24 protein-coding genes and 1 pseudogene are annotated in these 21091 nt (G+C 37.9%); 4 read left to right on the forward strand and 21 right to left on the reverse strand.

Annotated features, from left to right (window positions below; genetic code table 11):
• Positions 1-33: 33 nt before the first annotated feature.
• The 18 genes from lysA to NC799_RS00735 all read right to left on the reverse strand — a co-directional run bounded on the left by lysA (position 34) and on the right by NC799_RS00735 (position 15435).
• Positions 34-1368 carry a diaminopimelate decarboxylase gene (gene lysA / locus NC799_RS00650; protein WP_417006657.1) on the reverse strand — a complete coding sequence of 445 codons (1335 nt, stop codon included), beginning with the start codon at positions 1366-1368 and terminating at the stop codon, positions 34-36.
• A gap of 146 nt (positions 1369-1514) precedes the next feature.
• The gene (locus tag NC799_RS00655) at positions 1515-2930 is read right to left on the reverse strand and encodes a spore germination protein (protein WP_272444771.1); all 1416 of its coding nucleotides are present in this window, start codon (positions 2928-2930) and stop codon (positions 1515-1517) included.
• A gap of 56 nt (positions 2931-2986) precedes the next feature.
• A complete protein-coding gene (gene spoVAEA, locus NC799_RS00660; protein ID WP_272444391.1) occupies positions 2987-3553 on the reverse strand; it encodes a stage V sporulation protein SpoVABEA in 567 nt (188 codons plus the stop codon).
• Positions 3554-3621: 68 nt separating this feature from the next.
• Positions 3622-4041 carry a stage V sporulation protein AB gene (locus tag NC799_RS00665; protein WP_272444392.1) on the reverse strand — a complete coding sequence of 140 codons (420 nt, stop codon included), beginning with the start codon at positions 4039-4041 and terminating at the stop codon, positions 3622-3624.
• A complete protein-coding gene (locus NC799_RS00670; protein ID WP_272444393.1) occupies positions 4028-4648 on the reverse strand; it encodes a stage V sporulation protein AA in 621 nt (206 codons plus the stop codon). Before NC799_RS00670 ends, NC799_RS00665 begins: the two co-directional genes overlap by 14 nt.
• Before the next feature lie 121 nt (positions 4649-4769).
• Entirely contained in the window at positions 4770-5525 is a 756-nt protein-coding gene (sigF, locus tag NC799_RS00675) for an RNA polymerase sporulation sigma factor SigF (protein WP_272444394.1), read from the reverse strand.
• Positions 5526-5535: 10 nt separating this feature from the next.
• Entirely contained in the window at positions 5536-5976 is a 441-nt protein-coding gene (spoIIAB, locus tag NC799_RS00680) for an anti-sigma F factor (RefSeq protein WP_272444395.1), read from the reverse strand.
• Positions 5973-6326, reverse strand: a complete 354-nt coding sequence (spoIIAA, locus tag NC799_RS00685) for an anti-sigma F factor antagonist (RefSeq protein WP_272444396.1) — start codon at positions 6324-6326, stop codon at positions 5973-5975. The genes spoIIAB and spoIIAA overlap by 4 nt, the downstream gene beginning before the upstream one ends.
• A gap of 134 nt (positions 6327-6460) precedes the next feature.
• Complete coding sequence (locus tag NC799_RS00690) at positions 6461-7651, reverse strand: D-alanyl-D-alanine carboxypeptidase family protein (RefSeq protein ID WP_272444397.1); 1191 nt, start codon at positions 7649-7651, stop codon at positions 6461-6463.
• 113 nt (positions 7652-7764) lie between these two features.
• Positions 7765-9069 (reverse strand): pyrimidine-nucleoside phosphorylase, encoded by a 1305-nt coding sequence (locus NC799_RS00695; protein WP_272444398.1) that lies wholly within the window; start codon positions 9067-9069, stop codon positions 7765-7767.
• Positions 9070-9079: 10 nt separating this feature from the next.
• Complete coding sequence (locus tag NC799_RS00700) at positions 9080-9916, reverse strand: purine-nucleoside phosphorylase (RefSeq protein WP_272444399.1); 837 nt, start codon at positions 9914-9916, stop codon at positions 9080-9082.
• A gap of 10 nt (positions 9917-9926) precedes the next feature.
• Positions 9927-11105: a phosphopentomutase gene (gene deoB, locus NC799_RS00705; RefSeq protein ID WP_272444400.1), complete on the reverse strand. Its 1179-nt coding sequence runs from the start codon at positions 11103-11105 to the stop codon at positions 9927-9929.
• Between the two features lie 73 nt (positions 11106-11178).
• Complete coding sequence (gene xerD, locus NC799_RS00710) at positions 11179-12066, reverse strand: site-specific tyrosine recombinase XerD (RefSeq protein WP_272444401.1); 888 nt, start codon at positions 12064-12066, stop codon at positions 11179-11181.
• 4 nt (positions 12067-12070) lie between these two features.
• Positions 12071-12289 carry a YqzK family protein gene (locus NC799_RS00715; protein ID WP_272444402.1) on the reverse strand — a complete coding sequence of 73 codons (219 nt, stop codon included), beginning with the start codon at positions 12287-12289 and terminating at the stop codon, positions 12071-12073.
• 158 nt (positions 12290-12447) lie between these two features.
• A complete protein-coding gene (fur, locus tag NC799_RS00720) occupies positions 12448-12903 on the reverse strand; it encodes a ferric iron uptake transcriptional regulator (protein ID WP_272444403.1) in 456 nt (151 codons plus the stop codon).
• Between the two features lie 109 nt (positions 12904-13012).
• Positions 13013-13651 carry a stage II sporulation protein M gene (gene spoIIM / locus NC799_RS00725; protein ID WP_272444404.1) on the reverse strand — a complete coding sequence of 213 codons (639 nt, stop codon included), beginning with the start codon at positions 13649-13651 and terminating at the stop codon, positions 13013-13015.
• A gap of 85 nt (positions 13652-13736) precedes the next feature.
• A complete protein-coding gene (locus NC799_RS00730; RefSeq protein WP_272444405.1) occupies positions 13737-14888 on the reverse strand; it encodes an endonuclease Q family protein in 1152 nt (383 codons plus the stop codon).
• Between the two features lies 1 nt (position 14889).
• Positions 14890-15435: an NUDIX hydrolase gene (locus NC799_RS00735; RefSeq protein ID WP_272444406.1), complete on the reverse strand. Its 546-nt coding sequence runs from the start codon at positions 15433-15435 to the stop codon at positions 14890-14892.
• Between the two features lie 272 nt (positions 15436-15707).
• Here NC799_RS00735 and NC799_RS00740 point away from each other — a divergent pair, with 272 nt between their 5' ends.
• Complete coding sequence (locus NC799_RS00740) at positions 15708-16625, forward strand: aldo/keto reductase (protein WP_272444407.1); 918 nt, start codon at positions 15708-15710, stop codon at positions 16623-16625.
• Positions 16626-16742: 117 nt separating this feature from the next.
• Here NC799_RS00740 and NC799_RS00745 read toward each other — a convergent pair whose 3' ends face one another.
• From NC799_RS00745 to NC799_RS00755, 3 genes and pseudogenes are all read right to left on the reverse strand, one after another.
• Entirely contained in the window at positions 16743-16973 is a 231-nt protein-coding gene (locus NC799_RS00745; RefSeq protein WP_272444408.1) for a YqkE family protein, read from the reverse strand.
• Positions 16954-17178, reverse strand: a pseudogene (locus tag NC799_RS00750) (iron-sulfur cluster biosynthesis family protein); the annotation flags it as partial. The pseudogene NC799_RS00750 and the gene NC799_RS00745, both read right to left, overlap by 20 nt.
• 165 nt (positions 17179-17343) lie before the next feature.
• Positions 17344-18135 (reverse strand): SDR family NAD(P)-dependent oxidoreductase, encoded by a 792-nt coding sequence (locus NC799_RS00755; RefSeq protein WP_272444409.1) that lies wholly within the window; start codon positions 18133-18135, stop codon positions 17344-17346.
• Between the two features lie 179 nt (positions 18136-18314).
• Between NC799_RS00755 and NC799_RS00760 the strand changes: the two genes are divergently transcribed.
• Genes NC799_RS00760 through rnz form a run of 3 tightly spaced genes read left to right on the forward strand, consistent with a single transcriptional unit; the run spans position 18315 to position 21035 of the window.
• Positions 18315-19052: a glycerophosphodiester phosphodiesterase gene (locus NC799_RS00760; protein ID WP_334313834.1), complete on the forward strand. Its 738-nt coding sequence runs from the start codon at positions 18315-18317 to the stop codon at positions 19050-19052.
• Positions 19053-19076: 24 nt separating this feature from the next.
• A complete protein-coding gene (namA, locus tag NC799_RS00765) occupies positions 19077-20102 on the forward strand; it encodes an NADPH dehydrogenase NamA (protein WP_272444410.1) in 1026 nt (341 codons plus the stop codon).
• Between the two features lie 12 nt (positions 20103-20114).
• Positions 20115-21035 carry a ribonuclease Z gene (gene rnz / locus NC799_RS00770; protein ID WP_272444411.1) on the forward strand — a complete coding sequence of 307 codons (921 nt, stop codon included), beginning with the start codon at positions 20115-20117 and terminating at the stop codon, positions 21033-21035.
• Positions 21036-21091: the final 56 nt, after the last annotated feature.

Consider the following 21091-nt stretch of genomic DNA (forward strand, 5'->3'; position numbering starts at 1 on the left):
TAATCTATTTTATCATTTGATTGAATCTCGAGCTTATTCGTAAGACAAATCATTTTTAAGAAGATCTTGATATGTCTCTCTTTTGATCACTAGCTTGTCTTTTCCATTTTCAACAAATACAACAGCTGCTTTCGGAAACCGGTTATAATGACTGGACATGGAATAACCATAAGCACCTGTACTAAACACAGCTAACAAATCTCCGTGCTCAACAGTTGGTAGGTCAAGGTCCCAAATCAGCATATCTCCGGATTCACAACACTTCCCAGCAATCGAAACAGTTTCTGCAACTTTTTGACTTGCCTTATTTGCAAGCACAGCGTCATACTTCGCTTGATAAAGGGCTGGACGAATGTTATCAGTCATTCCTCCATCTACTGCTACATAATTACGGACGCCTGGAATCACCTTTTTCGATCCAACCGTATAAAGCGTAATTGCTGTATTACCAACAATGGAACGTCCAGGCTCAATCCATATTTCTGGGTATGGAATGCCAATTCGATTGACATGCACCTTTACTTCGCTTACTAATGCTTCAACATAGCCGCTTAGTGGTAATGGATCATCTTCGCTTGTATAACGAATCCCGAACCCTCCACCTAAATTTAATACCTTTGGGACGAAAGCGTGTCTCGTTTTCCATTCTTCAAGCGTACTAAACAACCGTTTAATAGCCATCACAAACCCATCTGTTTCAAATATTTGTGATCCAATATGGCAATGTAGTCCTTTTAACTGAATCCATTTGCTTTCGCTGATCATTTGTAACGCTTTTTCAGCTTGTCCATTAGCTAAATCAAACCCAAACTTAGAATCCTCGTTACCCGTTAAAATATAATCATGGGTATGTGCTTCGATCCCTGGTGTTACCCGAATTAAAACGTCCATTTCTGTTTTATAGTTTGCTAGAATGTCATCAAGCAATTTAATCTCATAGAAGTTATCGATTACGATACAGCCTATTTTATGTGAAACGGCCATTTCTAATTCTTGTGCACTTTTATTATTGCCATGCATATGAATTTTTTCTACAGGGAAATCTGCCTTAAGCGCAGTATAAAGTTCCCCTTGTGAAACAACATCTAAACTTAGCTTTTCTTGCTTTGCTACTTGTAGCATCGCAACTGAGGAGAATGCTTTACTGGCATAAGCAACCTGTGCTTTTACACCTAATTTCTCAAACGTATGAACAAAGGCTCTCGCATTATTGCGTATTTTGTTGACGTCATAAATAAAAAGAGGCGTACCATATTTGTTTGCCAATTCTGTAGTATCTTGGCCATTAACCATTAGATGATCCTGTTGATTTATTTCAAGTGGATTCAAGAAATACCACCTCCATCCTTGTTTCTTTATCAAAGCCATCCATAACACTTGTCATAAGGCAAAGGAAAATCCCTTACCACCCTCCTTTGTGACGGAGACAAGGGATTTGTCAATGCTTGAGTACAATAGATAAAGTAAATTTACCATAATCAATAGTACTCTTCAACTATATTAACTGGTTACTTTCAATCTTTTGGTTGTTTATAAGCATTGCGAGGGTGTACAATACTTGGACGCACTTTATTGAGTGGTACAGAAACACGGAATATGATTTGAATCATCGCCTTATAATCAAAAGGTAAAAATGGCCATAAATAAGGGGTGTTTAATGATCTTGTCGTTGTAAGAAGCAACAAATACAAGGAAAAACCTATCACTAAGCCTTTGACAGAAAAGATAGCTGTAATAATCACTAATAACATTCTTGCTATCTTATTTGCGACGCTTAGTTCATAACTTGGTGTTGCAAATGAGCCGATTGCACTAACAGCAACATATAAGATAACTTCTGCACTAAACATACCGACATCAATTGCGATTTGACCGATTAATACCGCTGCAATTAACCCCATTGCAGTTGATAGTGGTGTCGGTGTGTGAATAGCAGCCATCCTTAAGAATTCAATCCCAATATCAGCCATGAGTATCTGTAGCACAATAGGAATGTTTCCCTCTTCATTAGGTCCAATAAATTGTAATTTCTCGGGCAATAACGAAGGGTCCATCGTCATTAGCAACCATAAAGGAAGTAGAAAAACAGACATTAAAATACCCATAAACCGTACCCACCTAATAAACGTCCCGGCCACAGGTGATTCCCTGTACTCTTCTGCATGCTGGACGTGATGGAAGTATGTAGTTGGTGTAATGATCATACTTGGTGACGTATCAACCATGATTAAAACGTGCCCTTCAAGTAGATGATTGGCGGCTACGTCTGGTCTTTCTGTATACCTAACTAGCGGGAATGGATTAAAACCTTGTTTGACAAGGAATTCTTCTACTGTTTTGTCAGCCATCGAAATACCATCTATTTCAATATTTTTAATCTCATCTTTTATAAGGTTAACTAAACCTTCATCGGCGACATCTTGCAAAAAAGAGATACAAATATCTGTTTTCGATCTTTCACCAACTTGAACAATTTCATGGCGTAAGCGTTCATCTCTAACTCTTCGTCTAGTCAGTGCTGTATTTTGAATAATATTCTCGGTATAACCATCCCGAGAGCCCCTAACTACTTTTTCTGTATCGGGTTCTTGAGGACTTCTGCCTGGGTAGCTACGAACATCAACGATAAATGCCTCGTCTACTCCATCAACAAAAATAACAATAAGCCCGGATAGCAATTGATCAACTACCTCATCCATTGTTTTAACTCTAGTCACTTGTTGATGAACAAGCCGGTTTTCTACTATATCAGCGAGTTTCCTAACATTTGATTCATTGTCGTTTATTTCAACAAGTTTTTTTATCAATTCTACAATTAAAGATGAATCACATAGCCCGGTTAAATAATATAAATCAGTTTCTTTTTTTAATAGCGATAACTTTCGATAGCCGACATCAAAAGAAGTTCCAACACCAACTCTATCCTTCATATACGATTGATTTTCTTTAAGTTTGTCTGAGATCGGTCGTTTATTCTTTGTATTTCTCAAGTTAATCCACCTCTCTCAAAAATAATTTCTAATGCCTTTCTTGTCACCGGGGAACCTTTCTTTATATCGTCTTTCCCATCCATTTTGCCGATATCTCCAATTGCAATCACAAGTGGAAGGTCTAACTGGTCAAGTAAATAAATGGTATCCCCATTAATCCTCCCTACTTCTGGAATAGGGATCCCTTTTTTGTCAACACCATATGGTATTTGATTGCCTTCATTATCGATCGCAAACGTGAACCTGCACCATTCCATATTTTTAGTATGGGCTGCAACTGCAATGGCTCCAATGATTTCAATCTTCGGGTCCTCTGCAAGGGAAGATAAAATTTTTTCCCCGAACCCGACACCTTGGACACCTGCATCATCAATTAATACATAAACAGGCTCTTGCTTTGCTTCATGCACGGCTTGTAATACCTTCTCAGGTGGTACTTTAGAAGGATTATTTGTTAATTCCGACAGACTAGTACCTCCCAATTGGTTGGCTAAGTAGTCAATTGTCTTTCTTGCATATTCATCACCATCTGTGATAATGATTACTTTTTTCTGTTTACCCATGAAATCTTTCCTTTCCACACGAAAAGGGTATGCTTTAAAAATTATGACTTGAACCCCAACACTGTTTGTTATTGTTCAAATAAGATCCATTGAAAGAGAGAACCAAAGACTTTGCCAAATACAATCGCCATTAACAACCAAATCAATTGTTGTTCAACTCCGACTCTTTTAGCCAACAGCGGAAATACATTTAATACTTCCGTTAAAGCTGCAGCTAACATTCCAACAAACACACCATGAAAGCTTCCCCAAATCAAGATAAACAACGGAGAGACATTCATCGTTGCCCCAGTGAACGATAAATAAACCCCAAATAGAGCACCTAAGACAACTCCTGTTTCATATGGTTTTACGTAGTCAATACTTTTGCTAAGCTGGACCAATCGTGGAATGATACCTAACACAGTAAGAAAACCTACAAAACCAGTACCTACGACAAGACCTGAAGCGAAACCAATGAAGATTTCAGATAATTTATTGATCATCATTCTGTTTACTATTTAAGTTATTTTCATGATAGGTAACATAGCTGTCTAGGTCTTGTTGGTACTTGAATAACTCGACTTCCAATGGACTTGGTTCATCATTAAATCGTTTCTTAAACAAGTGGTTAAAAAATAAAATCATCCCCACACCTAAACCTAGGGAATAAGGTATTTGCATCCACAGAGGATTCGTTACTTTGTCTCCGGTTAGAAGATAATGAAGTTTCTGCTGAACCTCTTGCATACTAACGTCGTAATGAAAATTCATAATCGCCATAGCAGAACCAATAAAAAGTAATAACCATATCACAGAAACAAGGAATATTGATGGTTTCTTTTGTTTTTGCTCAATGGTCACAATTGTTTGATTTTGTCCAATAAGTTGGATATCCAGCTGTGGAAATTTGTCAACAAGTTGTTGGATGACAACAAACCCATCAATCACAGAAACGCTTTGGTCTTTTTTGGAAATTTGATAAATAAACGTATTGCCAAGACGGTTAACGATATTAGGACTTCCGGTTACAAACGCGATATCTTTAAGCCTTATCTCACTATTCTGCTTAACCGTAATATTTTTCCTTAACCTTACATACATACTTTCCCCCATAGTTATCCCCCTCATTTCGGAGTTCTATAACTAGTATGGGACGAACTAAATTGATTCATACTAGTTAATCACTAAAAAAAATCTACCCCAATAACAATATTGGGGTAGATTCTTTTCATGATTACATACCTATTTGATCTTTTATAAACTGTAAAATTCTTTTTTCCAAACGCGAAACTTGAACCTGTGAAATTTCAAGTCTTTCAGCAACTTCTGATTGTGTTTTATCTTTATAATATCTTAAATACACAATGAGACGTTCCCGTTCGTCCAACTCTCTAATCGCTTCCTCCAAGGCTATTTTATCAAACCATTTTGTATCTTGGTCAGCAATCTGATCTAAAAGGGTAATAGGATCACCGTCATTTTCATATACTGTTTCATGAATAGAATGAGGTAATCGTGATGCTTCTTGGGCATGGACAACCTCTTCAGGGGTAAGTTCTAACGCTTGCGCCAGTTCATTTACTGTAGGGGCTCTACCATAATCCTTGGTTAATTCGTCTTTCTTTTTCCTTATTTTATTTCCTATTTCCTTAAGAGATCGACTAACTTTCACACTACCATCATCCCTGATAAAACGCTGAATTTCTCCAATAATCATTGGAACAGCGTAAGTCGAAAAACGAACGTCATAAGATAAATCAAACTTGTCGATTGATTTTAGTAATCCGATACACCCTATTTGAAACAAATCATCAGGATCATACCCTCGATTAATAAAGCGTTGAACAACTGACCAAACGAGTCTAACGTTTTTTTCAACGAGCATATCTCGAGCGGTTTGATCTCCTTCTTGACTTAATTGAATATATTGTTTTACTTCTTTATCAGTCAGTTGCTCCTCTTTTTTTGATTTTTTTAATTCTATTCCCATAGGCATCCCCTTAGTTGCATAAGGTTTTACTCTTTTTAAATTGTTTGACTAATCTTACAGTCGTTCCTTGATTGGGCACGGAATTTATTTCAACCTTGTCCATAAAGTTTTCCATTATCGTAAAACCCATCCCAGATCTTTCCAATTCAGGCTTAGAGGTATATAGCGGTTGGATTGCTTCTTCGATATTATCAATACCTATTCCAAAGTCCTGAATCACCAATTCCACCGAGTCATCATCCAACGTACAGGAAATATAGATCTTCTGGTCGGTTTGATTATCATACCCATGGATAATCGCATTGGTCACTGCCTCGGAAACTACTGTTTTAATTTCCGTTAGCTCATCCATCGTTGGATCTAATTGAGAAACAAATGAAGCGACTGTTACACGAGCAAATGATTCATTTTGGCTTAAGCTTGAGAATTCAAGATTCATTGTATTTCTCATGAAGCCACCCCCAAGCTTATTAATGCAAATTCTTCACTTTCTTCCAGACGGATAATTTTGAACAACCCAGACATATCGAACAACCGTTTTACTGCTGGAGAAATAGAACATACTACCATTTCTCCGCTGTTTTGTTTTACTTCTTTATATCGCCCCAGAATAACTCCTAATCCTGAACTATCCATAAACGATAAACTCTCTAAGTTAAGGATGACATGTTTTAAATTACTTTTTTTCATTGCAGATTGCCATTCTTGCTTTAAATTTTCAGCTTCATGGTGATCAAGCTCACCAGAGAGTCTTACTAAAAGTACATCTTCTTTCGTTGTTAATTGAACGGAAAGACTCACTACAGATTCCTCCTTACATATTTCTGTAGTGAACCTTTTCTCCTTTTGCTCTTTAAATTCCTCCCTCTCGACAAAAGAAGTGGATATTCGAACAAATTAGCGAAAGTTTGCAGCACCAACCCATGAATTATTTGCTATCTAACCATTTGATCCATTGACCGCTTAAATAATTGGAATAAGCTTGCTGTGTTCACGTCTTCTTTTATTACTAATTTCGTTTCGGATAATATTTCACCATTCTTGATTACTTCCAGCTTACCAACTACATCGAAAGCTTTTAATGGAAGCTCGATATTTTGATTTACAGACACCTTTGTCTCAATTCCATCTAATTTGTCGCCTTTAGAGAACACCACGGAAACAGAATCGCCGGTAACAATATCAACATCGTCTTTGTCTGCTTTCATTAAATTTAACTTGGTAACTGGTTGAGCCTTTTCAAATAATTGTTTTGTTGCAAACTGAGAATAAGCATAATCAAGCATTTTAGTTACATCGCTGTTTCGCTGTTTCGTCGTTTCAGCCCCCATTACAACCGCAATCGTCCGCATGCCTTCTTTTTCAGCAGTAGCTGTTAAACAATATTTTGCTTCATTTGTGTAACCTGTCTTTAAACCGTCTACTCCATCATAAAACTTTACGAGCTTGTTCGTATTAACTAACCAAAATTCATCTTCTGTGCCTTTTCTTAAATAATCTTCATAAATACTTGTATAATTTGTAATTTGTTTATGTTTTAACAACTCCTTCGCCATTACCGCCATGTCATAAGCAGTACTATAATGATTTTTTGCAGGTAAACCTGTTGGATTAACAAAATTGGTATTTTCTAACCCTAACTCCTTTACCTTTTGGTTCATCATTTGAACGAATGCCTCTTCACTGCCAGCAATTCGTTCAGCTAGCGCAACACTCGCATCGTTTCCAGACGCCACAGCAACTCCTTTTAATAAGTCGTTAACCGTCATTTCTTCGCCGGGCTCAAGGAAAATTTGCGAACCACCCATGGAGGCTGCATATTCACTGACACGAACTTTTTCATCTAAGCTAATTTTCCCATCCTCTAACGCCTCCATCACAAGCAACATGGTCATTATCTTTGTCATACTAGCGGGTGGAAGTTGTTCATTTGCATTTTTTTTAAACAAAATCTTTCCAGTATCTCGCTCAAGCAGTATGGCTGATTTGGAATTATCTGCAAGGTTAACTTTGCTTTCTTGATTATTTTTATCATCCTTCTTCGTTTCTTTAGCAGTTACACTTAGGAAACTGGTAGACATGACTAGTGCAATTATCGCAAGTATCGATAAGATATATCTCTTCATTGTAAATACCTCCATATCTTGTAGTATTCATATTTTTTCCATGAAATGAAATTTTTATAACAAAAAAAATAAGGATGGATAAAGAATCTTACTTTCTTTATCCACCCTTATTGTTAGTTAGGGATAACTTTATAGATCAGTTTAATGTTAGTTGGTTCATTTTCCGTAATTCGGAAGGCTTTGAGCACTGTCGCTATCGCATCTTTTGGTAATTCACTATCAGCATGCAAGATTGCTAAGGGCTCCCCCTGTTTAACTTGATCACCAATTTTCTTACTAAGGGTAATCCCAACGCCATAATTAATCGTATCTTCTTTTGTTGCTCTCCCTGCCCCTAAATACATAGCCGCAATCCCGATAGCTTCTGCATCAATTGCATTTACATAGCCGTCTGTCGGGGAGTTAACTTTTATATGATAGGATGCGGTTGGCAATGTATCTAAGTGATCAATTCTTGCTACATTCCCACCTTGTGCCTTAACAAATTGCCTAAACATCGAAAAGGCTTTACCATTTTTTAAATTTTGTTCCAGTGCTTCGTATGCCTCGTCATAGGTCGAAAATACATTTGCTAATAATGTCATCTGGGTGGCAAGCTCTAATGCAAGCTGTTTAAGGTCATAGACATTTTTCCCTTGCAACACTTCAACTGCTTCTCTTACCTCGTTAGCATTACCAATTTCATAGCCTAATGGTTGATTCATGTCACTAATGACAGCAATCGTGTTTCTCCCTAAATTATTGCCGATTTTCACCATTTCCTGCGCTAAAGCTTCTGAATCTTCTAGTGTCTTCATAAACGCACCAGTCCCAGTTTTCACATCGAGAACGATGCTATCTGCACCAGAGGCTAGCTTCTTACTCATGATTGAGCTAGCAATAAGCGGTATCGAATCTACTGTCGCTGTCACGTCTCGAAGTGCATATAATTTCTTATCGGCCGGGGCAAGATTACCCGTTTGTCCAGCCACAGCGATTTTATAGTTATTAACATGATCGATAAACTGCTGGTTATCTAACTCAATCTTAAAGTTTTCGATTGACTCTAGCTTGTCAAGTGTACCTCCTGTATGGCCGAGCCCTCTTCCAGACATCTTCGCCACAGGAACACCAACAGAAGCAACTAATGGAGCAACAATAAGCGTCGTTTTGTCACCGACACCACCGGTAGAATGTTTATCCACTTTGTGCCCTTTAATTGCAGACAGATCAATCGTATCACCTGATTCAACCATCATTTTCGTTAACAAAGCAGTTTCTTGTTCGGTCATCCCATTAAAATAAATGGCCATTAACAATGCCGAAGCCTGATAATCTGGAATCCTCCCATCTGTATATCCATTGACAAAAAAACGAATTTCTTCTTCTGTTAGCGATAATGCGTTTCTTTTTTTCTTGATGATATCTACCATTCGCATGAGAATTCACCTATATTCTTTCACTCTTAGGAATTGTTTTAACGATTTGTTTCACAAACGAAAGAAAATCTTCTCGCACTTTTTCCGTTGTATCGATAACCTCTTGATGCGAAAGTGGTTGGTCTAATATTCCAGCAGCCATATTGGAAACACACGAGATTCCGAGTACACGCATCCCAACATGATTAGCGACGATAACTTCTGGAACAGTGGACATTCCAACAACATCACCACCAACGATTCGCAACATTTTTATTTCTGCACCTGTTTCATAAGACGGCCCTGTATTCCCAACATAAACACCCTCTTTAACTGTTAAACCCAAGTCTTTAGCGGATTGCTTGGCATACTGAATAAGCTTTTTGTCATATGCTAAAGACATGTCTGGAAATCTAGGGCCAAGAAGCTCTGTGTCATTAGGTCCAATTAACGGATTCGTTCCCATATTGTTTATATGGTCTTTAATAATCATTAAGTCTCCTGGTGTAAACGACTCGTTTATTCCTCCAGCCGCATTAGTAACAATAAGCGTGCTAACACCGAGTTGTTTCATTACTCGAATAGGAAACGTTACATGCTCCATGGAATAGCCTTCATAAAAATGAAACCGCCCTTGCATCGTCATAACAGCTTTCCCTTCTAGTTCCCCTATCACTAGCTGCCCTTTATGTCCCTCGACAGTCGAAACAGGAAAGTGTGGAATTTCCTGGTAAGGAATTTGCACCTGATTTTCGATTTGTTCAGCTAACACTCCTAACCCTGACCCCAAAATCAACCCTAATTCTGGAGTATTAGTGACATATTGTTCAACAAAGGATGCTGCTGTTTTGATTTTGGATGCGTCCATCATAATCCCCCTATTTTATCTCCGTTAGAAAGCTTGCACCAAATTCAGGTAATTTCACACCGAAATTATCGGCAACAGTAGCCCCGACATCTGCAAACGTATTTCGCACTGAAAGTTCCTTACCCTTGTCTATACCTTTATGATAGACGAGTAATGGTACATATTCGCGCGTGTGGTCTGTTCCATGATGGACAGGGTCATTGCCATGGTCAGCAGTAATGATTAATAAATCCTCTTGTTTAAGCTTGTCAAGCACGCCCGCTAGTTGTCCATCAAACGCTTCTAACGCCTCACCATATCCTTTTGGATCCCTGCGGTGGCCGTATTTGGCATCAAAATCAACCAAATTTAAGAAGCTTAACCCATGGATAGCCATGTCTATCGACTCCATTAGCTTCACCATACCATCCTGATTATCAACGGTTCGAATCGATTCTGTTACACCTTCCCCATCATAAATATCAGATATTTTGCCTAAGGCAACAACATCAAAACCACTGTCTTTCAACTCATTCATGACTGTTCTACCAAACGGCTTTAAGGCGTAGTCATGACGGTTCGAGGTGCGTTCAAAAGCACCCGGTTCTCCGATAAACGGTCGGGCAATTACCCTTCCAATCATGTATCTTTCGTCCAAAGTAAGTTCTCTGGCAATTTCGCAAATTCGATATTGCTCCTCAATCGGAACAACTTCTTCATGGGCTGCAATTTGTAAAACAGAGTCTGCCGAAGTATAAACAATTAATGCACCTGTTTCGATATGTTCCTTACCCAATTCTTTTATTATCTCTGTACCAGAGGCAGGTTTATTTCCAATTATCTTTCGGCCAGTCTTTTTCTCCAATTGCTCGATTAACTCATCAGGAAATTGGGTAAAGGTGCGAAATGGTGTTTGTATATGTAAACCCATCAATTCCCAATGGCCTGTCATCGTATCTTTCCCGTTCGATGCTTCTTGCATTTTTGTATAGTGTGCCATTGGTCGGTCTGCTTTATCCACCCCTTTAATTTGACGAATATTACTAAGTCCTAGTTTAGAAAGCGTAGGGAGACTCAAACCTCCATCCATAGCTTCTGCAATATGCCCTAACGTATCAGCACCTTGGTCATTAAAACTTTCTGCATCCTTTGCTTCCCCTATCCCAACAGAATCCATCACAATTAAAAAAACACGTTTGAAAGTAGTCATTCTATCATCCTCCTACCACATTACTTTCCCTATTTCTACTATCTTTATGCCGAAATCATGAAGCTCTTTAAGCTTAAGCTCGTGGATGATAGGATTGGTATATATCCCTCAACCTTGCTTTAGAAACATGTGTGTAGATTTGTGTTGTTGAAATATCAGCATGACCTAACATTTCTTGGACTGCACGCAAATCTGCACCATTCTCTAGTAAATGGGTCGCAAACGAATGTCGTAACGTATGCGGTGTAATCACCTTGTTAATCCCAGCGTCAGTCGTTAACCCCTTCAAAATCTTCCAAAAGCCTTGCCTCGTTAGTGGTTTTCCTAAATGGTTTAAAAACAATACGTCCGTGCTTTCCCCTTTTAATAACGCTTCCCGCCCCAACAACAAATAAGCTTCCACTGCTTGTTTTGCTAACTCTCCTAACGGTACAATCCTTTCCTTCGAGCCTTTTCCAAAACAACGGATAAATCCCATTGTTAAATGTAGATCACTAACCTTTAGGGAGACGAGCTCCGTTACACGTAAGCCAGTTGCATATAACATCTCAAGCATTGCTTTATTTCGATGAGAAAGTGGATCGACTGCTTTAATCGTTAATAACTTGTCCACTTCACTAGTTGACAATACTTTTGGTAACCTTCTTTCCTTTTTTGGTGTTTCAATATGTAGACTTGGATCTTGTTTAATGTTATATTCTCGCACCAAAAACTGATGAAACAAACGGATAGAGGAAAGTGTTCTAGCAACAGTAGCCGTACTCCTCCCCATGTCATTAAGGGTATATAGATATTGAAGAATATGTGTCCGGTAAACTTCATCCAACATTTCGATCTTAAGATCATTTTCTAAAAAATGTAAATACTTTTTTAAATCTCTCTGGTACGACTGCAGGGTATTATCGGACAATCCCCTTTCAATTTGCAAATAATGCAAAAAATCCTTTAATGCATCTTTCATTTTCCTACTCCCCTAAACGAAAAAATAAAGACAACCGATCCACCAAATCTTGACTATTGGGATTAAATACTTTGACAGCGTTGCTTTTTGGTGGGTCGTAACGACGATAATCTTCGTATTCTGTATGGATTGCTCTTAAGCCAAAGTAAAATAATAATGTACAACATGTGAAAACAATAAAAATCTTTAATGTATCCTTTAGTAAATAAAAGATTGACTTCATAGCATATCTCCCTAAGTAAAAATATAACATTTCTAGTACAAAGATATGCCAAAAAGCTAGTGGTTTATACATCATTTTGTAATTATCCACTATAAACTATTATAACGAAAAAAACGAAAAAAGCCCTTCATCAATGGAAAAGGCTTCTTAATTAACTATTATGTTGTTACAGCTTCTTGTATTTGACATTGTCTACAAATTCCGTGGAACGTTAAACGGTGATCCTTCACCTTAAAGCCCCAGTCATCTTGGATTAATTTCTCGACATCTTCTAATAAGTCTTCCACGATTTCTTCGACAGAACCACATTCGGTACAAACTAAATGATGGTGAAAGTGGGTAGCTCCCTCTTTGCGCAGGTCATACCTTGATACACCATCACCGAAATTTATCTTATCAACTATTTTCAGTTCAGATAAAAGCTCTAACGTGCGATAAACAGTTGCTAATCCAATTTCTGGTGCTTTCTCTTTGACGAGGAGGTAAACATCCTCTGCACTTAAGTGGTCTTCTTCTCTTTCTAGTAACACTCGCACGGTCGCTTCTCGTTGTGGTGTAAGCTTATAACTTTGTGCATGCAGTTGTTTTTTTATCCGGTCAATTCGATGCTCCATGGATAGAAACCTCCCTCATAATCCAACTTTCATTATAAAGAGACTTCAAACAAGTGTCAATTACAATAATTATAAACTATATACAATAATCATTATTAAAAAATAATCATTATTTGTATATCCAATTAATAACGATTTGCATCGCCTCATTAGAAATAAATGCTTCGATCATCGAGGCAATAACAGCAAGACCAATTAAGGAAATGAACAAACTCATATAACGGACGAAAGGCTGAATAATTGGTTGATGCATCTTTCTGCTAAAAAGTTTTTGTAAAAGAGATAAAGAAAAAATCATCGCCAAACTGCCTGCAATTAAATACGTTGGAATAACAATTAAATTTTGAGGTGCAATTGATGCTGTAGCAAAAATTAATCCTTGCCAACCCATTTGGTTTACAAAAAAGCCAACAGAAAAGCCAACCACAAGACCTTTGACAAATAATAATATCCAAATAATCGGTAACCCGATAATCGATAATCCAAGGACAAACAACAGCATAAGATAACTGAAATGATAGAAGAAGGTATTCTTTAACATTTCTTGTTTGCTTACGGTTGTTCCATCAACAATTTGACCAAAAAACCTATCTAAATAAAAGAATAAATCTTCCTTTTGTACAAAGTTCATACTGTTAACAATAATTGCTCCGAAAATTATTCCAATTAAAAATAAAATTATCATAAAAAAGTAAATGGATGCATGCTTAGTTAAATGGTCCTGAATACTATGACTACTTTTGTACATTGATATCCCCCGTTCTACTAATAAAACTATCGGTATTAGTTAGAATCTATGAGATATAGACAATAAATAGACCACAAAAAAGTGATTAATCGTCTGTTACCTTTCCGTACTTCCCTCCACCACCTGCAGCAATTGGCAAAATCCCTTTTCGCATCGCTACAATTGCCTTAGCGATTTTCTCACCTGAAACCCCACTGATTTCCTGTTCGGAGGCACGATGAATCACATTCATTTCGGTTTTGAAATGATCGATTAAACGTTGATACGTTTTGGGACCAAGTGTCGGGATATACTCTAACGGAACTTGATGGATGTAACGCGGACGGTCACTGGGCGCTTGTACGCCATCTGCTAGTTCGGTAATTCTATCGGCTACTCCTTTTATCCAGCTTTTTGTCGGACACAAACAGTCTTGTCTTGATTTTTCACATTTCTTGCACACGGTTGTATAATATTTTCCTAATAACGGATTCATACCATAGTTCTCGACAATCTTTCTGCCATTTACGTGATGAAGCGTCCACTCAAGTTCTTTGAAAGTCGCGTCCTGCATCATTAATTTTTGATATTCCCTGGCAATCTTCGGTAAAGAATGTGCATCCGAATTAGTCAAGAAAGAATAGCGGTGCAGTTCACTTATTTTGTCGGCCATCGACGTATCAGAGCTAAGGCCAAGTTCGATTGCATCAATTAAATCCGGATCAAACACCTCTTTGACAGAAGCAGTAACACCTTTTCCAAACAAACTCTTATACGGGGTAAACACGTGCGCTGGAATGAATAAGCCACCTAACTCTTTCACTTTGTATTGTAGCTCTTTCCCTGTTCCATAGTAGCGTTGCGAACTTAACGTTATATTTGTCATTCGTTCTGACAGCCAGTTGGTGAAAACCTTCATTTGTTTTAATGTAGGTAAAAAACAAAGGACATGAATTGGCCCTTTGCATTGGTCATCATAAATTTCTATTTCGGACCCAAGTAACAGTGTTACCTGTTCAAACCTAATCCCACCATCTAGTAACTCCCTTGCATGACCTCTTGCTAGTAGTGTGTCTATTTCTGCTTGAACAGCCGGAACGTGACAATCAATCACCCCAATTAATTCAAGTCCTTTTACCCTACTTGATTCTTTTAGAATGTTAGTCAATGTCAGTGATTTAGAACCAGTAATTTTAACTGACTTTCCATTTTGATCCCTTCCAATATGGATATGAAGGTCAGCAAAGAAAACTTTCACGTTACCTCATTCCTTTAAGCTTTAAATAATTTATCGCATAAGCTGTTTTGGCATCATGAATTTTTTGTTGTTCCATATAGCTTTCTGCTTCTTGTAAAGAAAGCTCTACTAGTTCGACAAATTCATCTTCATCCAATCCTTTTGGTGTATCAAGTGGAATTAATTTGTCTGTATAATAGATATATATAAGTTCATCTGCAAAGCCTGGTGATGTATAAAAACTTGTCACCAACTCTAACTTATCGGTTGTATAGCCTGTCTCTTCCTCAAGCTCGCGCTTTGCCGATACTTCAGGTTTTTCACCAGGCTCAAGTTTCCCAGCTGGGATCTCGACTAAATTTTTCTCGAGTGGTTTACGAAATTGTTCCACAAAAATAATTTTATTTTCATCTGTAATTGCAATGACAGCAACGGCACCTGGATGTTTCACTAGTTCGCGCTTGGAAGTTTTCCCATTAGGAAGGCTTACCTCATCTACTTGTACATTGATAATCTTTCCTTGATAAATCGATTTTGTATTAATGGTTTTTTCTTCAAAATTGGCCATTATCAAACCCTCCATATGTCTTTGTTTTTCCTGCTCTACTTGTAACACCCATTTATTTTACCATTTTTCTAACTAACTATTAAGAAAAGCAAAAGCGCCTTGGTCAGTCTAAGGCAAGCTTAAGCGGGCTAGAAAGTGGAGTAGGCAACTAATGTATTTTCTTATCTATCAAATAGGCTACTACAATTGGTTATGATTCACATTTGTTGTATTTGTCATTCGTTATTTTTACAATGGAAATGGAAACTAATTAAAAAAGGATGATTTTACTCGTGAAGAAAAATAGATTAGGAAATTCTGAGTTATATGTGTCAGAGTTAGGACTAGGCTGTATGTCACTTGGAACTGACCAACATACAGCAAGTGAAATCATTGACCAAGCGCTTGATGCAGGAATTAATTATTTGGATACAGCTGATCTATATGACCATGGGATAAATGAAGAAATTATTGGACAAGCATTAAAAGGCAACCGCAATCAAATCATCCTAGCGACGAAAGTAGGTAACCATTTAAAGGAAGATGGCACATGGTTTTGGGACCCGTCTAAACACTATATTAAAAACCAAGTCAAAAATAGTCTTCGTCGTCTACAAACGGATTATATTGACCTATATCAGCTCCACGGAGGGGCAACGGAAGACCCAATCGATGAGACAATCGAAGCGTTTGAAGAACTTGTTGCAGAAGGAGTTATTCGTTATTATGGCATTTCGTCGATAAGACCTAATGTTATTCGTGAATATGTTAGAAAGTCAAACATCGTTAGTGTCATGACACAATACAGTTTATTGGACCGACGACCAGAAGAAGAAACACTAGACTTGTTAGAAAAGAATAATATTAGCGTAGTTGCTAGGGGGCCATTAGCTAAGGGCATGTTAAGTGACCAAAGCGAGAAAGCCGTGAAAGAAAAAGGGATAAATGGATACTTAGACTACTCGTATCAAGAATTGTTATCTATCCAACAAAAATTAGCCGCCTCCACACCGAATGAAGTGTCGATGACAGCACAGTCGTTAAACTATGTCCTTAACCGAAAAGTCGTAGCAAGCGCCATTTTTGGAGCAAGCTCTGTTGAACAGTTGACAAATAACTTAAATTACCTGCAAGCGGAACCAATACAGCAGGAACAGGTTGAATTATTACAGCAAATTACGAAAGCAAATAAATATGAGCAACACAGATAATCGTGCGAGCAAGTTTAACTAACCTTTGGGGAGAATACCAGGGACTTACACACGGAAAAGCCCCTAGTATTCTCCCCCACGCAAACAAGAAAAGCGCAAGTCGCGACTTGCGCTTTTCTATTTGAATTTTCTCCAGTCCATTTCACTTTCATTAAATAGTTCTTCAAAGCTTTTATTTTTTTCCTTTCGCTTTCTTTCTTCGATTCGCTCTTTACGTTCTTGTTCTTTTTGTTGCTCATCTCGTTGTTTTAATGTTTGCTTTTTTGAAGAAAGTTTAGCCAAAACGTCATCATTTAACAAATGACGTAATGTATTTTCAGTTTCTTCTTTATTTTTCTTCTTTTTCATTCTTATCACCTTTTACTAAATCACCAACTGGGATTATTGGATTTAATACACCTTCAGGACTTGATAACCGAAAAGCTTGATTCGTGTAATCGAGCTTCATTTTTTCAGCAAGAAATGTTGCTTGTTGACGATGAACAATCACATGAAAATCATCGTTTTCTACGACATCGAATGTTTCTTTCTTTTTATCCGTTAACCTAACGGATGGAACTCCACTAAGTGCTCAACCACAATCCTCTGTATCCCAATACAACCAAAGGTATTTATGATGAGGCGACTTCCACTGCTTGATAACTTCTTTTGCCTTTTGGGTAATTATTAGTTCCATCTTCTCACCACCTTTTTATTTATCTTATGGGATGTTAAGGTGTCACTTTTTATTAAATTGTTTCTTTAAAAACCGCTCCATCAAACCAGGGAATAACTGATACAGCTTACTACCCGCATCCATCCATTTCGGCAGATTAATTTCTCTTTTTGGGGTGAACAGCGCATCAACCACTTTTATTGCAACGTCTTCCGGGTCTAACATAAATCTTTTTACTGCCTGTTGGTAATTGCCTGATGGGTCTGCTACTGAAAAGAAATTAGTTTTGACAGGACCGATATTTACCGTAGTAACGAAAACACCTTTATCTTGAACTTCTAAGCGGAGTCCGTTACTAAAACCTATTACTGCATGTTTTGTCGCACTATACACGGCTGATTTTGGTGTCGCAATTTTACCAGCTTGTGAACCAATATTAATGATATGCCCCCATTTATTTGAGACAAAGTGTGGTAACATTACTCGAACCCCTTCAATCATTGCAAGCACATTTAGCTGTATCATCATTTCGTTGTCTTCGTTCTTTGCTTCGTCTACATAATCGAATTTGCCAACCCCTGCGTTATTTATTAAGGCAGCGATTTGATTATTATTTTCCAACAAATGATCTAGCGCCTGACGATAAGAGTCTAGATTCGTTAGATCAACAACGTAATACTCGCAGTCAATTTGGTAGTCATCCCATATTTCTTGGTGAATCTTCGCCAACCTTTGTTCATTTCTAGCTAACATAATTGGGATCCCGCCGTGTTTTGCAATTTGCTTCGCTAGTTGTTCGCCAATACCAGAAGATGCTCCGGTAATGATAATCTTGTTATCTTTAATTAATGTCATAGTTATCACCCATAAGAAGTTTATTAGTTTTATAATGCATGTAGTTGTTTTACCGATTGATATCGGCCTGTTGATGGACAAGCTAAATTTATGTCTAGCATCCTTCTTTTCCCCTTACAAATTGACTTTTGTGTAAAATTGTACCACAATCAATGAAGAATACCTATGTAAAGAGGTGAGTGAATCTGAAAACAATTATCTATGCACACCGTGGAGCTAGTAAACTAGCACCGGAAAATACGATGCCGGCATTTGAGCTTGCCTACAAGATGGGGGCAGAAGGTATCGAAACGGATGTTCAGTTAACAAAAGATAACGTCCCGGTTTTAATTCATGATGAAAACGTAAGACGAACAACAAACGGTACAGGATTTCTGCTTGATTATACATTAGCAGAATTAAAACAGCTAGATGCAGGGTCTTGGTTTTCTGACCAATACCGAGGTACCTCCATCCCAACCCTACATGAATTTTTGCAGTGGGTTCAAGATAAACATATCAAAATTAATTTAGAACTTAAAAATAATATTATAGATTACAAGGATTTAGAAAAAATTGTTTATGACCACCTAGAAGCCTTTAACTTACTTGACCGTACGGTGATATCAAGCTTTAACTCGGCAAGTATCCATCAAGTAGGGTTGATTGATGAATCGGTTACGACAGGATTTTTAACATCGCAAAAGATAAAGGATTTAATTGATTTTGCTAAAGACCAAGGTGCTAGAGGGTTACACATAAAGTATCGGATGCTAAATCCGTCTATAGTTAAAGAAGCACATCTTAATAATTTGTATGTAGCTGTCTATACTGTCAATAGACCAATTCAACTAAGACGTTGTTTTAGGTTAAGCTGTGATGCTATTTTTACAGATGTCCCAAACATCGCAAAACAAACGAGAGATATGCTCTCTTAACAACTAGTAATGGAGGATTTGAGTATGGATAACAAATTATTTAGTCCTATCCATTTTGGTGACGTGACATTAAAGAACAGAATTGTGATGTCGCCGATGTGTATGTATTCTTGTAAGCCAATGGATGGAACGGTGCAACCCTTTCACATTGCCCATTACGAATCTAGGGCTGTTGGCCAAGTTGGGTTAGTCATGGTGGAAGCTACCGCAGTCCAGCCACAAGGTCGCATTTCTTATGAAGATCTAGGGATATGGGATGACCTCCATGTAGAAGGATTGAAGGAGATCACTAACAGAGTCCACGCCAACGGAGCAAAAAGTGCCATCCAGCTTGCCCATGCTGGTCGCAAAGCATCGTTAGCAGAGCCTATCTTTGCCCCAAGCGGGTTAGCTTTTAGCAAAGACTATCATGTTCCTAATGAAATGACGACAAAAGAGATAACAGAAACAATAAAGGCATTTAAAGACGGTGCAACGAGAGCAAAGCAAGCAGGGTTTGATATTCTTGAAATACATGGAGCACACGGGTATTTAATCAACCAGTTCCTTTCACCTTTAACAAACAAAAGGCAGGATGAATACGGTGGTCCAAGGGAAAATCGATACCGGTTTCTTTCCGAAGTCATAGATGCAGTAAAATCCGTCTGGACTGGACCTATTTTTGTTAGACTTTCTGCCAATGAATACGACCCAAACGGTAATACTATGGACGATTTCATCTACTTCGCAAAACAATTAAAAAGGCAAGCAATCGATTTAATTGATTGTAGTTCTGGAGGTGTTATTCCAGCTCCGGTCACCACCTATCCTTTGTATCAAGTCCCATTAGCTGAGACATTAAAAAAAGAAGCTGACATAGCTACCGGTGCAGTTGGATTAATTACGACTGGATTACAAGCTGAAGAAATCATTCAAAATAATCGTGCAGATTTAGTATTTGTAGCCAGAGCCCTACTTCGTAATCCGTATTGGGCAAAACAAGCAGCAGACGAACTAAACTATCCATTAGAAGCGCCAACACAATACGTTCGGGGCTGGCGTAATTCCTAAGGAGTGGCAGCAATGAAATTAGTATTTCTTGGAACAGGTGCTGGAGTTCCATCAAAAGAAAGAAACGTATCCTCCATCGCTTTAGAAATGCAACAAGAGCAAAATAGTACATGGTTATTTGATTGCGGGGAAGCAACCCAACATCAAATATTGCGAACCCCCATAAAACCTAGAAAAGTAAATAAAATTTTCATCAGTCATCTACACGGAGACCATATCTATGGATTGCCTGGTTTCTTAAGCAGTCGTTCGTTCCAAAACGGGGAAACACCGCTAACCATTTACGGCCCGGCAGGAATTGAAGCATATGTAATGACTAGCCTTCGTGTTAGTGGGACAAATTTAACCTATCCATTACATATCAACGAAATAACGGACGGCACTATTTTTGAGGATGATTCTGTTAAAGTAGTTGCCAAAAAATTGGCTCACGGAATAACTAGCTTTGGCTTTCGTGTTGTTGAAAAGGATTTACCAGGACAGCTTTTACCAGAAAAGCTTAAAGCTTATGGAATTGAGCCTGGTCCTATTTATCAAAAAATCAAACAAGCAGAGACATTGACACTAGATAATGGAACCGTATTGTACAGAAAAGACTTTATTGGCCCTGATAAGCCAGGAAGAATTGTTGCTATACTAGGGGATACGAGATATTTACCAGAAGTAGTCGGATTTGTTGAAGGGGCAGACGTTTTAGTGCACGAAGCTACTTTTTCTGGGAATGAGGATGATTTAGCTCATCGTTATTTTCATTCCACTACTAAACAAGCAGCAACCATTGCAATGGAGGCAAATGTCAAACAGTTATTCCTTACCCATATATCGTCTAGGTACCAACAAGTTGATACACTACTCGACGAAGCAAAACAAATTTTTAAAAATAGTACCATTGCCTATGACTTTTTTGAAGCAGACATCCCATCGAAACAGTAAAATAGAGAACAGGACCCTCTTCCTTTTTTGATGAGTTAACAGAGGAATATAGAAAA

The sequence above is a fragment of the Aquibacillus salsiterrae genome, assembly GCF_028416595.1.
In the GTDB taxonomy this organism is placed as follows: Bacteria; Bacillota; Bacilli; order Bacillales; family Amphibacillaceae; genus Aquibacillus_A; species Aquibacillus_A salsiterrae.

Coding starts and splice junctions, on each gene's coding strand:
- NC799_RS00665 (WP_272444392.1), bottom strand. CDS start 4,041: ATGATGATCAATAAATTATCTGAAATCTTCATTGGTTTCGCTTCAGGT.
- NC799_RS00715 (WP_272444402.1), bottom strand. CDS start 12,289: ATGAAGTCAATCTTTTATTTACTAAAGGATACATTAAAGATTTTTATT.
- NC799_RS00655 (WP_272444771.1), bottom strand. CDS start 2,930: ATGAAGGATAGAGTTGGTGTTGGAACTTCTTTTGATGTCGGCTATCGA.
- NC799_RS00690 (WP_272444397.1), bottom strand. CDS start 7,651: ATGAAGAGATATATCTTATCGATACTTGCGATAATTGCACTAGTCATG.
- NC799_RS00695 (WP_272444398.1), bottom strand. CDS start 9,069: ATGCGAATGGTAGATATCATCAAGAAAAAAAGAAACGCATTATCGCTA.
- NC799_RS00700 (WP_272444399.1), bottom strand. CDS start 9,916: ATGGACGCATCCAAAATCAAAACAGCAGCATCCTTTGTTGAACAATAT.
- sigF (WP_272444394.1), bottom strand. CDS start 5,525: ATGGGAATAGAATTAAAAAAATCAAAAAAAGAGGAGCAACTGACTGAT.
- NC799_RS00755 (WP_272444409.1), bottom strand. CDS start 18,135: ATGACATTAATTAAAGATAACAAGATTATCATTACCGGAGCATCTTCT.
- lysA (WP_417006657.1), bottom strand. CDS start 1,368: ATGGCTTTGATAAAGAAACAAGGATGGAGGTGGTATTTCTTGAATCCA.
- NC799_RS00670 (WP_272444393.1), bottom strand. CDS start 4,648: ATGGGGGAAAGTATGTATGTAAGGTTAAGGAAAAATATTACGGTTAAG.
- spoVAEA (WP_272444391.1), bottom strand. CDS start 3,553: ATGGGTAAACAGAAAAAAGTAATCATTATCACAGATGGTGATGAATAT.
- deoB (WP_272444400.1), bottom strand. CDS start 11,105: ATGACTACTTTCAAACGTGTTTTTTTAATTGTGATGGATTCTGTTGGG.
- spoIIAB (WP_272444395.1), bottom strand. CDS start 5,976: ATGAGAAATACAATGAATCTTGAATTCTCAAGCTTAAGCCAAAATGAA.
- namA (WP_272444410.1), top strand. CDS start 19,077: ATGGATAACAAATTATTTAGTCCTATCCATTTTGGTGACGTGACATTA.
- rnz (WP_272444411.1), top strand. CDS start 20,115: ATGAAATTAGTATTTCTTGGAACAGGTGCTGGAGTTCCATCAAAAGAA.
- NC799_RS00745 (WP_272444408.1), bottom strand. CDS start 16,973: ATGAAAAAGAAGAAAAATAAAGAAGAAACTGAAAATACATTACGTCAT.
- xerD (WP_272444401.1), bottom strand. CDS start 12,066: ATGAAAGATGCATTAAAGGATTTTTTGCATTATTTGCAAATTGAAAGG.
- fur (WP_272444403.1), bottom strand. CDS start 12,903: ATGGAGCATCGAATTGACCGGATAAAAAAACAACTGCATGCACAAAGT.
- spoIIM (WP_272444404.1), bottom strand. CDS start 13,651: ATGTACAAAAGTAGTCATAGTATTCAGGACCATTTAACTAAGCATGCA.
- NC799_RS00735 (WP_272444406.1), bottom strand. CDS start 15,435: ATGGCCAATTTTGAAGAAAAAACCATTAATACAAAATCGATTTATCAA.